A 13,358-nucleotide genomic window follows, 5' to 3' on the forward strand; every position below is an offset into this window, starting at 1 on the left:
TAGGCGAGTTCAACATATGCCGGTGCTTTCTGAAACTTGACCCGGCTTCCCTTCTGCTGACTCCTACGAGGCTCCTGGGAATCGGGTCTTTCCGAGGAGTCATCATGGCTAAGACCAAGATCACCAAGTCCGCAGTCGATGCGGCACAACCCCAAGCGCAAGCCATCGAGCTGCGCGACACCCTCGTTCCCGGCTTCCTCTGCAAGATTACGCCGGCAGGTCGCAAGGTGTTCATGCTCCAGTACCGAACGAACGCCGGCGAGCGCCGCAAGCCGGCCTTGGGCCTGTTCGGCGAGCTGACCGTCGAACAGGCCCGCTCGCTGGCGCAGGAATGGCTGGCCCAGGTTCGCCGAGGCGGCGATCCGGCAGCGGACAAGGCCGAGGCACGCCAGGCGCCCAGCGTTGAGGAGTTGTGCAAGAAGTTCATGGAGGACTACTCAAAAAAGCGCAACAAACCCAGCACCCGAGTCGGCTATCAAGGGGTCATCGACCGCTGCATCATCCCGCTGCTGGGCCGCAAGAAAGTTCACGACGTGAAGCGTCCGGACGTTGCCGGGCTGATGGAGAAGCTTTCATACAAGCAGACCGAGGCAAACAAGGCGTTCAGCATCCTGCGTAAGATGTTCAACATGGCGGAGGTGTGGGGCTATCGGCCAGACGGCACCAATCCTTGCCGCCACGTCCCGATGTTCCCTGCCGGCAAGTCCACCCACCTCATCAGCGACGAGGACATGGGCAAGTTGTTCCGGCGGCTCGACATGATCGAAGCCGAAGGGCTTGAAAACTACGTCATCCCGCTGGCGATTCGCCTGCAATTCGAGTTCGCCGCCCGCCGCTCCGAAATCGTCACGCTTGAATGGGAATGGGTCGATCTGGAGCATCGGCGCGTCGTCTGGCCAGACAGCAAGACCGGTGGCATGTCCAAGCCCATGAGCGAGGAAGCCTATCGGCTGCTTTCAACGACACCGAGGCAGGAAGGCAATCCCTATGTGCTGCCGTCGCCAGGCCATCCGGGGCAGCACCTAACCACGGGCGAGTATTACGGTGGCTGGTGCCGCGCTCTCAAGGCAGCGGGGGCGACGCACGTAGGGACGCATGGCATTCGCCATCGCTCTGCGACCGACATTGCCAATTCAGGTATCCCGGTCAAGGTCGGTATGGCGCTGACGGCGCACAAGACTGTCGTGATGTTCATGCGCTATGTCCATACCGAGGACGATCCGGTGCGCGAGGCTGCCGAACTGGTGGCGAAACGGCGCAAGACGATCACCCGTGCCAAGCAACCACCAGTGGAGGCAACAGCATGACCAGCCGCAAGGTATCCGCACCTTCGCCCGCAGCCCCGGTGTTGCTGTTGGGCGACATTCGCGTGCTGATCGATGCGGCGCGGCAGCGCGCCGCATCGGCAGTGAATAGCGAACTGACGATGCTCTACTGGCGCATCGGTCAGCGCATCCACACACAGGTTTTGGAGGGCCGGCGGGCCGACTACGGCGAGGAGGTCGTGCTGACCTTGGCGACGCAGTTGGTGAAGGAGTACGGCAGCAGTTTTTCGATGAAAAACCTGCGCCGAATGGTGCAATTCGCCGCCACGTTCCCCGACGAACAGATTGTCGTATCACTGAAACGACAATTGAGCTGGACTCATTTCATCGCCTTGATTCCGCTAAAAGACCCGCTCCAGCGGGACTACTACGCGCAGATGGCCAGCGCCGAACGCTGGAGCGTGCGGACACTGCGCGAGCGCATCGACTCGATGCTGTACGAGCGTACAGCGCTGTCCAAGAAGCCGGGCGAGACGATCGCGCAGGAACTGGCGACGATGCGCGATGCACAACGTATGTCGCCCGCACTCGTCATGCGCGATCCGTACATTCTCGACTTCCTGGGGCTGCGGGACACTTGGCAGGAAGGCGACTTGGAGGCGGCGATCATCCGTGAAATGGAAGCCTTCTTACTGGAGTTGGGAGCGGGGTTCAGCTTCGTGGCCCGACAGAAGCGAATCCCGATTGACGATGACGATTTCCACCTTGATCTGCTGTTCTACAACCGCAAGCTGCGGCGGTTAGTGGCGGTGGAGTTGAAGGTCGGTGACTTCAAAGCGGCCTATAAAGGGCAGATGGAGCTTTACCTTCGCTGGCTGGACAAGCACGAACGCGAGGCGGAAGAAGCCTCGCCGTTGGGGATCATCCTGTGCACTGGTAAAAAGCGCGAACAGATCGAGCTACTGGAACTGGATAAGTCAGGTATCCACGTTGCCGAATACCTGACGAGCTTGCCTCCACGCGAAATGCTGTCAGAGCGGCTACAGCAAGCAACCGCACGTGCCCGACTGCAAATTGAAAAGCGTGACGACATAGCTAAGAGATGATTTAGATCGCAAGTCGATCAGGCTCAATATGTATGAAACACTCGCGCTGATCGGTGCAGGAATTCCCCCTATCATGATCGATATGGCACTCTGCCGAGCTTTATAAGTCTCTTCTTGTGTGTGGTACTTGACCTGCGGTCAGTACCGCAACGCAACGATTGGCGAAGGCGACTGGCACTGCAAGTGCTCCGAGATGCTGAGCACGCGTCAACCCCACGTATAGCACGCGTTTGGCCTCTGCGTCGGCGCGTGCTTCCCACGACTCGAACAGTGCTTCACTCCGGTTTTCAGGAGCGCGGTTGGGTGGAATCACGACACACACTGCACCGTATTCACGGCCTTTAGCCTCGTGGATCTTGGCACATGCAAGGCCAAGAGCGATTGGCACTTGAAGATGGTTCGACCATTGCGCGCTGGTTGGTCGACGAAAAAAATTGCGCACAGTAACACCAGCCGGCAGCGGAAGGTTCAGTCGTTCTGTCTCCGCATGCACACTGGCTATCCAGGCGAGCCGATCGGCGTCAGTATTTCCGCACTCTTTGGGAAGGCTAATTAGGAAACTCAGCACACATCTTCGATGTGCTCGACGATCTATGCCGAGGCGTTCGGTGGTTCTCAACAAATGCTCGTTTGGTTGCCGTAGCCCCATGAGATCCAGTAGAACCGTCTCCACGACTTGAATCACAGCCTCTCTTGATCTCGCCGTCGCGGCTGGTGACCAGAACTCCGCGACTTTGCGAGCAAGCGACTCGATCCGTGAGGTCCCGTTCGAATCGTGAGGAGCCGTGCCAGCAGCCCGTCGCGCGACCTTGCCCGAATGCGCCAAGATAATCGCGTCCGTTGAATCCAAGCCAAGTTCAGCAACCCGATCAAGGAAAGCCTGACCGATCGTCGCTGTTGGGCCTCGACCACCATATGTCAGAAGCAAAATTGGGTGTTCAATATTCGCTGTTTCGCCGAGAGCCTGGTCCACCTGGCCAGCGTTCCTAAGCGTGGCCGCCAACTGACAGATCGCAGGGCTGCTACGAAAATTGCCCGTTAACCTACGATGCGATTCAACGGGGAACGTTTCCTTAAACCCCTGAATACCTGCAGGATTGCCGTTGCGGAATTCGTAGATCGCCTGGTCAGGGTCACACACAAATGTGACATGCACGCCATGTGCTCTGAGCCACGAAAGAATCTGCAGATCAAGCGGATTGCAATCCTGGCCTTCGTCTACCATAACTTCGTGGAAACGTGCCGCCAGTGCGCGGACTAGCGCTCCGCCATGCACTGGGTCACGAATCAACCGCAGTGTTTGAACGCGGGCATCGCCGGCACTCAAATAGCCTGCCTGTAGCAAGCCACGTCGGCGGAGTGCCGCAGCTTGCTGATATCGAGCTTGATGCTGGCGTACATGATTTTGCAATCCAGCGTGCCCGATCTTTGCTGGATCAATGACATTGGTTTCCGGGTCGAAGAGATCCAGGCTTACCGGATCACCACGAAAGGCGAACTGTCCAGATAAGCGGATCTCGATGCCAAGAGTGTCCCAACTATCGATGATGATTGGTCGCGTCGTGCATGTTGCAGTGCAACTTGGCAGCACCACGAAACGCCTGACGAAAGCATCAAGCGTTCCCATGAAACTAGGATGCTTCAAGAGAGGGTCTAGCCCTGCCTCCTGGCAGCGTTCGCGAAACTCATCGACAGCAGTGTTTGTGAACGAGAGCACAGCCACACCACGGCGTGGTGGCAACGTAGCGGCGATCCTTGCTAGACGAGCAATGATCGTGCGGGTCTTTCCGGCGCCTGGGCAAGCATGAACGAAGGCACCGCCAACGTGTGCGGCGAATGCTTCCTGCTCTTCAGTTAGACCCTGAACGCCAATCATGCTTGTGCAGCGCCACGAATCGCATCTGCGAGATAGGGCGGGACAACAAACGGCTCGCCCGCCGCAATGCGTGAAGCCATGGCCTGGGCCAAATCGCCCTTGCGGGTTTTCTTCGTCTCTATCAGTCTAAGAAACGCATCGGGGCGGTCTTGCACTGGGATTCTCTCGATCCGATCTTCCCAGTCACGCCGTGAGTTGCGATGCAGACGAAGAAACACGCCCTTTAGAAAGGCTTCGTTTCCAGCGCTGAAAACCTCGTGCTCCAACGTGTGTCGATTGGTTAGTACAGTCAGTGCCTGGGGTGCACCATGCGTTGCAGCGAGGTTTTCCAGATCAACCCTCCGATTACCCAACACCGTTGGGTCCGCGTCGGTTATCACAATCAGCCGATCGGCAATGCGTGCATCGCCATGCGGCCGTAGCAGCACCTCTACGTAGGGGCGGAAGTCTACGCCTTCGATCGGCACGATAACCGTGCCCTTGAACCGGAGCCATCCATCGGCATCACCGACGAGAACAAGCTTTTGCGCCAACACGGGCAACAGTAGTGCTTCCGCGATTCCTTCCACTAGGATTGCCCTGTTGCCGAACAGCAGCGCGGAGCGCGTCACATCCAGATAGCGGCTGATCTTATCCAGAGTCTTTGGCTTGAGCCCGATATCAGCAATGGGCACACTGACCGATTCTGATACCGCCACCCCGTTTTGGTCGCGACGACGCGAACGCATGACCACTAGATGCATCGGAGAAACCCATGCTGTTAGGTTCGGCGAATGGGTAGTCACAACGATCTGGATGCGGCCTTCCGGCTTGCCAGGCTCGATGGCGCGACTAGCCGATTGGCGTGCTTGATCCAACAGGAATTCGAGCACCAGCACCTGCAACTGCGGGTGCAGATGTGCTTCGGGTTCTTCAACGAGAAAAATCGTGAGGTCGGCTTCCTTGGCTTTGGCCAATTCGACGACCACCGTTGCCATGTAGAGCAGATTGGAGTAGCCCAGACCAGACGCCCGGATGTCTTCGGGCACTAGACCGGAATCGGCCAGACGAAACCTCAAATCGCGGGCGACATCAAGTAGGGATTCGGCACCAAAGTCCAGAGCTGCTGTTTGCGGACGGACCCCATTGGTCAGCAAACCTAGGGCGGTACCAATCTCCGTGTTCATCGTTGTCAAGATCTCAGGCCGATCATCCGCGCGCCTGACGCCAGCGAGAAAATCTTGTTCTTGATCCTTTGGCAGGAAGTTGCGCAGTAGCGCCATGACCCGTGTACCGCTACCTGTGCCAAGCGCTTGATGCGCATCGCGTAAAGGAGGCAGATAGACATGCCGGATCAGTTCAGAGGAGCCAGCCTCAGGTTCGTTGGCGTCGAAGCGCCCGGCCCAAACAGTGGTCTTGCCACGCGGCGCGCGCTCGGACCGTGCCTCATACCGATAGCCGAAGACGGCTTCGTTCTTGGTGGGATCAGGGACCGCCGAGATCAGCAGTCCTTTCAGTGTGTCGCTGAGGTCTCGGAAAACACCCTCGATCTGAAAGTTCGGGACTGTCGCGTGGCGTCGTACATCTTCATCCTCCGGATACCGCTCCCGGCGTCCGCTCAACGGCAAGGTGAGCAACCGAATCGCATCTACGACGTTTGATTTTCCACCATTGTTCTCACCGACCAAGACCGTCAGATCAGGCCGGAGGCTGACAGTCACATTGTCGCAAGACCGAAATCGCGAAATTTTTATACCGCCCAAATACATCAAGCCTCCCTTGCCGACTCTGAAGTCCATACTAATTTTTAAGTGCTTTTTCTCCCTAGCAGTTGGCGACCAACCGTCATCGGGTCTGTCCTAACTATCCTTTAAACGCTTGAAAACATAACTCGATCGACCTCCCAGTAGTCAAGGAGGCAATAGAGCATGCTACGGAGCTCAGGCGTAGCCGTCGCGTCGGAAGAAAAGTCCCGGCTCATCGCTAATTGTTCGAACTCTTTCGCTACAACGAAGAGCGTTCTGGCGACATCATGCTTTGCAAAAAACTCGCCGAGGACGGCCGTGTTGAGATCGGCCAATTGGCGCTCAATGCTGGATCGGACTTGCCTGGCTGTCGCCGCACCATCGCTGGCGTGCTGCTCGATCAGTCCCATAGAGACATTCAATATCTTTTTGAGACCTGCACTACCTTTCGAGCCATAGGTGAATCCGTCCTTGATGAGCACACCGCGTTCCGATTGCTCATGGAACGAAATCTCCTTCATGCAAAAGTCAACTGCGACCGCAATGAACGAACAAACCATATACAGGCAGCGCAAAGCAACCTCGCGCTGATTGTTTTTCGTTATCGCTTGCTCCGCAAAGAACTTGCCCTGCATAAGCCATTCATTGCAACTGTCAAACGAAAGTGATTTCGCCAGCAAGCTTTTGGAATTAACTATGCGACCACGCCAGTCACCATCCAACTTGCTTAGAGAATATTCATCAATTTTTGAGAAGAATTCTTCGTCGGAAAACCTCAACGCATTGGGGTCATCTGCCTTATCTAGCTTGCTCAGAAAGGTGCCATCGAGAACAAGGATTCCCAAATCTCGACCAAAATCTTTTACTTCCTGACGCTTCTCCGTGGTCGCGACCACCGCGTTGGTGGCTTTGGTCGCAATGCGAAGCCCTTGCACCCAGAATATCCGCTCTATAGCTTGTGGCGTCTTTTTGTTTTTGGCATCCACCAGGGTTATTTCACGTGACACGGATGACGTACGACTGTAGAGCCACAGATCAATATCGGTGATGTCAAAGCCCTCATAGATAAACGGAACTCCTCGCACCACGTAGTAGCCGGCTTTGAGGAAATAGCTTCGCAGCAACTCCTCCATCCGGGGGCCTTTAAGCAAAACTTGCTGTCCCTTGGTCATATGCCTCCTCCTGTGCGAAGGATAGAAAGCATGTCATTGGTGGCCTTCGGGCTTGCCTTGATTTGTGCTCGCCGAACTTTCTCACGATTGTGTTCAGGGCCGTTGAATATGGTGACTGCCGCCGTCGGCAGTGAATTGAGAGAATGTTCGCTGACATCGCCTTGCCTGATGGCCTGCAGTGCAAGTTCACCAACTTCCGTTTTCAGCAACTTCAGCATCGGGCCGCTGCGGCCCTTTTTTGTGCCATGCTTGACTTCGACGACACCCTTTAATTCCAGAACTTTGTAGTCTTGCGCAATGGCATTTACCGGTCCCACGCTTTCACCTCGAACCAGTGCGCTCAGTAGCGCATCAACCATCTGAATCTGCCCCCTGGCATAGCTGCTCTTCGTCATCCCATAGGTCACGGAACTGACAAATGCCTTAGCCAGATCAAATGCGTCATCGACCATTGAGTTGCTGTACTTCGAGAATGCGGATGGCAGCGTCAGGAACCCAGCATCCTCGGTCGAGTTGCTGACAACACTGATATCAAACAACCCAATGGCCGCCACCTTTTTGAAAAGTGGCTCGCCGAGAAGTTGTGTCGCGTAGTCCGTGCTGACGCAGGCACGTTTCTTCAGCGTATCAGTTAACTCATTGAGTTTTGTCTGCTCTGCGGATGAAAGCGAATCGAGGACCGCTTTTATTTTTCGGGTCGTTTCACGACGGAAGAGATTTCCGTTAAATAACAATCTTTGCCCGGCGCCGAGGTCTTCAGCATCCACGAATCCAATTTGTTCAGCATCAGACATCAGGCGCTGAATATCGGGCTTTGCCAGCTTATAAAAGTCGGCCAATTCTGTGGAGACATGGTCGGACAGCACGGGCTCGACGGAAGCCTTCTCCGCAAGCGCAATCGAAGCGACCTCGGATGCGCCAGGCGCGAGGGCATCGAATATATCTGACGTGTGTTGAAGGGTTTTCGCTGTGGTAACGCCAAGAACAGCAACGCCACCGTTCGCGGTGTCGACCAGTTGCTGCTGTTTCAGAACTTCGATGAGTTTTGGAAGCTCGAAAGTCGTATTGATGTTCGCCGCTTGCGCCAGAACGTTCAAGCGATCGTTATTGAGGGTTGCGTGGTTGTTTGACGAGATTGCAGAAAGCAAAATGCCAGCCTTACCCGCGAGAAAGGTCTTATCGTAACCGGCCTGATTCGTTATTCCCTGGAGTTTATTGGTGTGATGAATCAACCATGATCCCTTGGTCTTCTTGTCCATTTATCCCTCCTGTAAGAAAAAATCTTGCTGCTAGCGGAGTGCCGATGGCCTCCAAATCTAGTTGACCTTGTATTTCTAAGTCATCCAAATCGAATTCCGAACAGCCCCCCGTCTTCAGTAGCGTCGGTCAGGCGCTTAGGCAGCACGTAATCGTTAAGGTCGAAGCCTTCAATGGTCTCCTTGAAGGCATCGTCTTCATTCATCGTCACGATGTACTGGAAGCCAAGCTCCTGCGCAATCTCCGAGCCAAGACGCAACGCGCTGATGACCTGGCGTCCATCGACACCGTCAAACAGATGGCTGTCATGAATCAGGAATCCAGGCCCCATTTGACGCTTGGCGCACAGGCGCATGAGCATCATGTCGAAGCAGAAGATCTGCATATTCTTGATGCCCTTGCTACGTTGCCCCTGCATCGGAAACTTGAACATCGGCCCGTTGGATGTTTCGTCCACCGTCATACTGCCGGCCGATTCGTACAAACGCTGCGAAGTCTCCTCAAAGGCGACGATGGCTTCTGCTAGTCGATCCTTCTGCTCTGCGAAGTCACGCCGCAAGCGGATGGTGAGGCGATTGCGCTCGATCTCCAATTCGTTCTTCGTGCCTTCAAGCTGTTCGGCCGCTTCAAAGCGTTGCCGAAGCGATTCCACTTCGGACTCCAGGCGGCCTAGTTCTCCTTGCAGTTTGAGGAACTGTTCCAGCGCACCGTGGCTCTTCAGGATGCCCAGCACTTCGCCACGCCGTTGGTCGAACTGCGCCTTTTTGACATCGCGCAGTTCAATACGCAGCTTTGCAGCTTCGAGTTCACTGGAAAGGTAGTCCTTGCGATTGCGGACAACCGACTCGTGAAAACTCTTCACGTCTTCATAGCGACGCTTCACCAGGCCGGGAAGCACAACGCCCGCTTCTTCATAGACGGCCTGCAAGTCTTCAAGATCAGGAGGAACCTCGGACGCTAGCGCGCTTTCCAGATCCCGGATCGCTGAAAAGTCGATGGTGTTGGCGTTGGCCAACTCATTGAGCTGGCGGGTCAGTGCGGCGCTTTCGACTTCCAACTCACGGTATTCAGGCAGGACATGAAACGTCTCGACTTCTGCATGCAGCTTCTTAAGACGTGCCTCTCGCAGCGTCAGCTCAGTGCGCAAGTCGGCTGCCTTGCCGATGATCGAGCCGAACGCACCATTCCCCGCCGCCTTCTTCAGCTCTTCCAGCGTCTTCTCCCGATCGCGAACAGCCTGCCAATCGCGCGCAATCTGCCAGTCCAATCCGAGCAGGAACATGAGCGCCATTTGCATGTCGCCGGTGCCCTGCATCGTGGCCTGCTTTTCCGGCGTCATGAAGGCGCCACTCGCTTGCCGGCGTGCGAAGTAGGCGAACAGCGAACGGAACGACGGCGGCTTGCTGCCGGCAGCTTCCAGGCTGCTCAAACCAAACATCTGCTCGCCGAGGAATGCGCACCACTCGGTAGCCGAAAACTTGACCTTCGCCGCAGGCGGGGCAGTCACAAAGATTTTTGCTTTGGTGCCACCGCTCCGCTCAACAACGGTGCGCTCCGACTTCAGATCGAAGTCCATGCCGAAGGAGTGTTCAACCAGTTCCTGGGTTCGGAAGATTGATTCAGGACCAGCGTCGGCGCCGAGCAGGAAATGCACAAGCTCTACGAAGCTGGTTTTTCCCGCACGATTGCGTGTCTGCTTGCTGCTTGCACCCTCGGTTTTCTGAGCAAGCAAGACATTCAGACCTGGTTTCAGGTCTTCAAGGCTCTTGAAGCTGGGTAGCGTGCTGAAAAGGTGATGAATCAAGGCGCCCTCCGTGCCACGAGGCCGCTTTCGAGTTCAATTGTCCCCATGGCGTACAGAAGGTCGAGCGCGAGCAAGAACCAGTCATAGGTAATTTTCCGGGGCATTGTGGCTACGCCTGCTTCATGCTTGTTCAGTTCCTCCCACAACGCAGAGACGGTCTTTGGTCGCACAAGGTAGGTCAAAACATGGGCGCCGACGGTCAACAGTGCTCGATCCTGTTGCAGATGCTTGGAGGGCAGAATCATGCAGCCCCCACCGCTTGAGCGTCTTCAAAAATCTCGCATTTGTCGAACAGATATGCCATGACAGCCAGCACTGCCGCCTTATGTGTCGGCGTGGTGTTAGCAGTGCCCCCAGCCCACGTTTCGAGCCGGCCGAATATCTCATCGGGGTGCAGTGCTGGAACTTGGTCTCGCAGCGTCACGTATTCACTTTTGAACGCCTGCGCGATCTGCTCGCCGTAGGTCGGGTTCTTCCAGTTATTGAAGAACTGCGCCACGAGCGTTGACTTCTGCATACCGATCTTCAAAAAGTCGGCGACGGCCTGAGACAGCAGGTTTGCCTCGATCTTGCCGCGCGATACATCTTTCACTTCGCTGGCCGTGGGCACGGGAGTGATGCTGATGTGGGTGAGGACGGCCACCAAGTCGCCAAACCCCAAATTGACATTCGCTTCCATCGTCAGCGATGGGCCGAACCAGGATTCGAGATCCTGCAAGCTCAACTGGCGAAACTTAGCCAGCATCTCCTCATAGCCGCAGTGGCCGATTTTGATCTTTGGGTTGTCCTGCCCAAGTTTCGCCAGCGCTTCGATGATGTGAGGGCCCAAACGGCCATCCTGCGCATTGTGGACAAAGGTCCACTCATCGAAATATTTCTCCCAGTGCTCTTTGGCGCCGTCGAAATCCTCGTTGATCTTCTTGATCGCTTCGACGGCGGTCAATTCATTGGGAGCGTAACTCTGGTAGAGGATGCGCGCCGAGGGCAGATACCCATCATTCTTCCGATCGCCAACATTGCCCCACGGGCGGCATGCCATGAAATCATTGGGATGGGCTTTAGACATCAGCTTCTCGAACAGACGTTGAAAACCGTCCCCTTTGGATTCCAAGAAGGCGATGCGGAAATCCTTTTCGTAATTAAGCTGCTGTAAGCGATCCATGGGTTCAAGCCCGTGATTTAGTGTTTTTAATTATTTTCAGGCGATGCCTCATTGCTTCTTGGTATTCGTCTGCTGCTGCCCCCGGTTCACATCAAAAGGGAGCGCCTTATCAGCCGCAATTCGCGTCAGCAGTATCCGGATGGCATCCGACACGGACAAGCCCATCCCGGCCAGCACGTTTGTGGCTTCCTCTTTGATATGCCCGTCAATCCGGGCGCGAACAACGTCACTGGTTGCCATAACTGCCTCAAGCATTTTGTAGCTACATTGTGCCTCATTTGCGCCTCAATGTCATTTACATATTGACAAGAGAGGTTGGGCGTCCCGGCGTGCCGCCGTTGGGCTCGCGGGCTACGCCCCGCGCCACGTGCCGCGTCGCGGCCATCCGGCTTTGATCCCTGACGCCTACGGCCCTGTGCGCCTGCGCGCTGCCGCCTGCACTCCAGGGGAAAGCCCTACGGGCTATCCCCGCCGCGCTGCGCTTGGCGCCCCCGCAAAGTCCGCCGCCCCAGCTGCGCCGGCGCGGCAATACCGAAGCCGCAAAGGCCGCATGTCCACCATCGAAGATCCACGCTGCATCTTCGCAACTGCATGGGTGTCCCCGGCCAAGAAACATGGCCGGTCGCGCTATCGTGCTTCGCATCGAGTCTCGCTGCGCGAGTCTCGCCCCTGGAGGGCTTCCATCGTTCCCTCGCTCCGCTCGGCTGACGCCTACGGCCCGGCTTCCAGCTCCGGGCCTGCGCGCTTCGCTTGCGTGCGGTACGGCACACAGGGACGGCCGTTGCCATGTCCAGCCGTCTCCCCTGACTTCATCACCTTGTCCGCGACCGTAGCGCGCTCCCGTGTGCCGTCAAGGCGCGCAGGGCCGTGTCCTCGGCTGCGCCTGCGGGCCGCACCAACCCCGCGCTTGTTTCCTTGACAGCCCTCGTCCTCGCGCTCCTTTGGCCGCGGGCGATGAACTCAGGAAAGACGGTGGCAACAGGGCCAACCGGGTTCCTCGTGCCAACCGCACCGAACAGCCGAAAGGCTGGGCTCCGAATCTAGGAATCCGGTGTGCGGTTTGAACAGCAAACCCTTTTCGTCAGGAGAAAGACCATGCAACTCGCATCCCGTTTCGCTTCCCGCTCCCCCTCGCTGCGCAGCGATTACCCGCTGTCCGATGACCAGATTCACCGCGTAGCGCCGTCCATCTTCGCGGGCGCGCCGCATGAGAGCCGTTCGCAGCGGTACGCCTATATCCCCACCGCCGCCGTGCTGGCCGAACTGCGCAAAGAAGGATTCCAGCCCTTCATGGTGACGCAGACCCGCGTGCGCGACGAAGGCAAGCGCGAGCACACCAAACACATGCTGCGCCTGCGCCACGCCAGCCAGATCAACGCCCGAGGCGAAGCCAACGAAATCATCCTGTTGAACTCGCACGATGGCACCAGCAGCTACCAGATGCTGGCCGGAATGTTCCGTTTCGTGTGCAGCAATGGGCTGGTGTGCGGCGATACCGTGGCAGATGTACGCGTGCCCCACAAAGGCGACGTTTCCGGGCATGTCATCGAAGGCGCTTACGAAGTCTTGCGCGGCTTCGACCGGGTGAAGGATTCCCGCGATGCCATGCGCGCGATCACGCTGGACGAAGGCGAAGCCGAAGTGTTCGCCCGTTCCGCGCTGGCCCTCAAGTACGACCTCACCGACAACAAACCCGCGCCCATCACCGAATCGCAAATCCTGATGCCGCGCCGCTTCGACGACCGCCGCCCGGACTTGTGGAGCGTATTCAACCGCACCCAAGAGAACCTGACCAAAGGCGGTTTGCATGGGCGCAGCGCCAACGGACGCCGCCAGCAGACCCGCCCCGTGCAGGGTATTGATTCCGATGTGCGCCTCAATCGCGCCCTCTGGATGCTGGCCGACGGCCTGCGCCAATTGAAAGCCTGATTCCCCTGCGCGGCAGGGGCAGGCAGCAACCCTTGCCGCGTCATTCGCTGCTGCATTCCATCA

At 56.9% G+C, this 13,358-nt stretch carries 11 protein-coding genes; 3 read left to right on the top strand and 8 right to left on the bottom strand.

Going from position 1 to position 13,358, the window contains the following annotated elements; translation table 11 throughout:
• Nucleotides 1–104 precede the first annotated feature (104 nt).
• Both AC2CQI_RS14015 and AC2CQI_RS14020 read left to right on the top strand, forming a co-directional pair.
• Nucleotides 105–1,307: a tyrosine-type recombinase/integrase gene (locus AC2CQI_RS14015; protein WP_484580482.1), complete on the top strand. Its 1,203-nt coding sequence runs from the start codon at nt 105–107 to the stop codon at nt 1,305–1,307.
• On the top strand, nt 1,304–2,371 hold the full coding sequence (locus tag AC2CQI_RS14020; RefSeq protein ID WP_484580483.1) for a PDDEXK nuclease domain-containing protein: 1,068 nt from the start codon (nt 1,304–1,306) through the stop codon (nt 2,369–2,371). The genes AC2CQI_RS14015 and AC2CQI_RS14020 overlap by 4 nt, the downstream gene beginning before the upstream one ends.
• Nucleotides 2,372–2,471: 100 nt before the next feature.
• Here the strand turns inward: AC2CQI_RS14020 and AC2CQI_RS14025 are convergent, their stop codons facing one another.
• The 8 genes from AC2CQI_RS14025 to AC2CQI_RS14060 all read right to left on the bottom strand — a co-directional run bounded on the left by AC2CQI_RS14025 (nt 2,472) and on the right by AC2CQI_RS14060 (nt 11,606).
• Entirely contained in the window at nt 2,472–4,247 is a 1,776-nt protein-coding gene (locus AC2CQI_RS14025; RefSeq protein WP_484580484.1) for a UvrD-helicase domain-containing protein, read from the bottom strand.
• Nucleotides 4,244–6,025: an ATP-dependent nuclease gene (locus AC2CQI_RS14030; RefSeq protein ID WP_484580485.1), complete on the bottom strand. Its 1,782-nt coding sequence runs from the start codon at nt 6,023–6,025 to the stop codon at nt 4,244–4,246. The genes AC2CQI_RS14025 and AC2CQI_RS14030 overlap by 4 nt, the downstream gene beginning before the upstream one ends.
• 71 nt (nt 6,026–6,096) lie before the next feature.
• Complete coding sequence (locus AC2CQI_RS14035; protein ID WP_484580486.1) at nt 6,097–7,143, bottom strand: hypothetical protein; 1,047 nt, start codon at nt 7,141–7,143, stop codon at nt 6,097–6,099.
• On the bottom strand, nt 7,140–8,402 hold the full coding sequence (locus tag AC2CQI_RS14040) for a hypothetical protein (protein ID WP_484580487.1): 1,263 nt from the start codon (nt 8,400–8,402) through the stop codon (nt 7,140–7,142). The genes AC2CQI_RS14035 and AC2CQI_RS14040 overlap by 4 nt, the downstream gene beginning before the upstream one ends.
• 80 nt (nt 8,403–8,482) lie before the next feature.
• A complete protein-coding gene (locus AC2CQI_RS14045; protein ID WP_484580488.1) occupies nt 8,483–10,204 on the bottom strand; it encodes an ABC-three component system protein in 1,722 nt (573 codons plus the stop codon).
• The gene (locus tag AC2CQI_RS14050; protein ID WP_028622341.1) at nt 10,201–10,449 is read right to left on the bottom strand and encodes an ABC-three component system middle component 6; all 249 of its coding nucleotides are present in this window, start codon (nt 10,447–10,449) and stop codon (nt 10,201–10,203) included. Before AC2CQI_RS14050 ends, AC2CQI_RS14045 begins: the two co-directional genes overlap by 4 nt.
• A complete protein-coding gene (locus tag AC2CQI_RS14055; protein ID WP_484580489.1) occupies nt 10,446–11,366 on the bottom strand; it encodes an ABC-three component system protein in 921 nt (306 codons plus the stop codon). The genes AC2CQI_RS14050 and AC2CQI_RS14055 overlap by 4 nt, the downstream gene beginning before the upstream one ends.
• 48 nt (nt 11,367–11,414) lie before the next feature.
• Complete coding sequence (locus tag AC2CQI_RS14060) at nt 11,415–11,606, bottom strand: type II toxin-antitoxin system RelB/DinJ family antitoxin (RefSeq protein ID WP_484580490.1); 192 nt, start codon at nt 11,604–11,606, stop codon at nt 11,415–11,417.
• Nucleotides 11,607–12,461: 855 nt separating this feature from the next.
• Between AC2CQI_RS14060 and AC2CQI_RS14065 the strand changes: the two genes are divergently transcribed.
• Nucleotides 12,462–13,295, top strand: a complete 834-nt coding sequence (locus AC2CQI_RS14065; RefSeq protein ID WP_484580491.1) for a DUF932 domain-containing protein — start codon at nt 12,462–12,464, stop codon at nt 13,293–13,295.
• Nucleotides 13,296–13,358: the final 63 nt, after the last annotated feature.

Source organism: Pseudomonas sp. P2S-1 (assembly GCF_057197725.1).

Coding starts and splice junctions, on each gene's coding strand:
- AC2CQI_RS14015 (WP_484580482.1), top strand. CDS start 105: ATGGCTAAGACCAAGATCACCAAGTCCGCAGTCGATGCGGCACAACCC.
- AC2CQI_RS14020 (WP_484580483.1), top strand. CDS start 1,304: ATGACCAGCCGCAAGGTATCCGCACCTTCGCCCGCAGCCCCGGTGTTG.
- AC2CQI_RS14050 (WP_028622341.1), bottom strand. CDS start 10,449: ATGATTCTGCCCTCCAAGCATCTGCAACAGGATCGAGCACTGTTGACC.
- AC2CQI_RS14035 (WP_484580486.1), bottom strand. CDS start 7,143: ATGACCAAGGGACAGCAAGTTTTGCTTAAAGGCCCCCGGATGGAGGAG.
- AC2CQI_RS14025 (WP_484580484.1), bottom strand. CDS start 4,247: ATGATTGGCGTTCAGGGTCTAACTGAAGAGCAGGAAGCATTCGCCGCA.
- AC2CQI_RS14040 (WP_484580487.1), bottom strand. CDS start 8,402: ATGGACAAGAAGACCAAGGGATCATGGTTGATTCATCACACCAATAAA.
- AC2CQI_RS14065 (WP_484580491.1), top strand. CDS start 12,462: ATGCAACTCGCATCCCGTTTCGCTTCCCGCTCCCCCTCGCTGCGCAGC.
- AC2CQI_RS14055 (WP_484580489.1), bottom strand. CDS start 11,366: ATGGATCGCTTACAGCAGCTTAATTACGAAAAGGATTTCCGCATCGCC.
- AC2CQI_RS14060 (WP_484580490.1), bottom strand. CDS start 11,606: ATGGCAACCAGTGACGTTGTTCGCGCCCGGATTGACGGGCATATCAAA.
- AC2CQI_RS14030 (WP_484580485.1), bottom strand. CDS start 6,025: ATGGACTTCAGAGTCGGCAAGGGAGGCTTGATGTATTTGGGCGGTATA.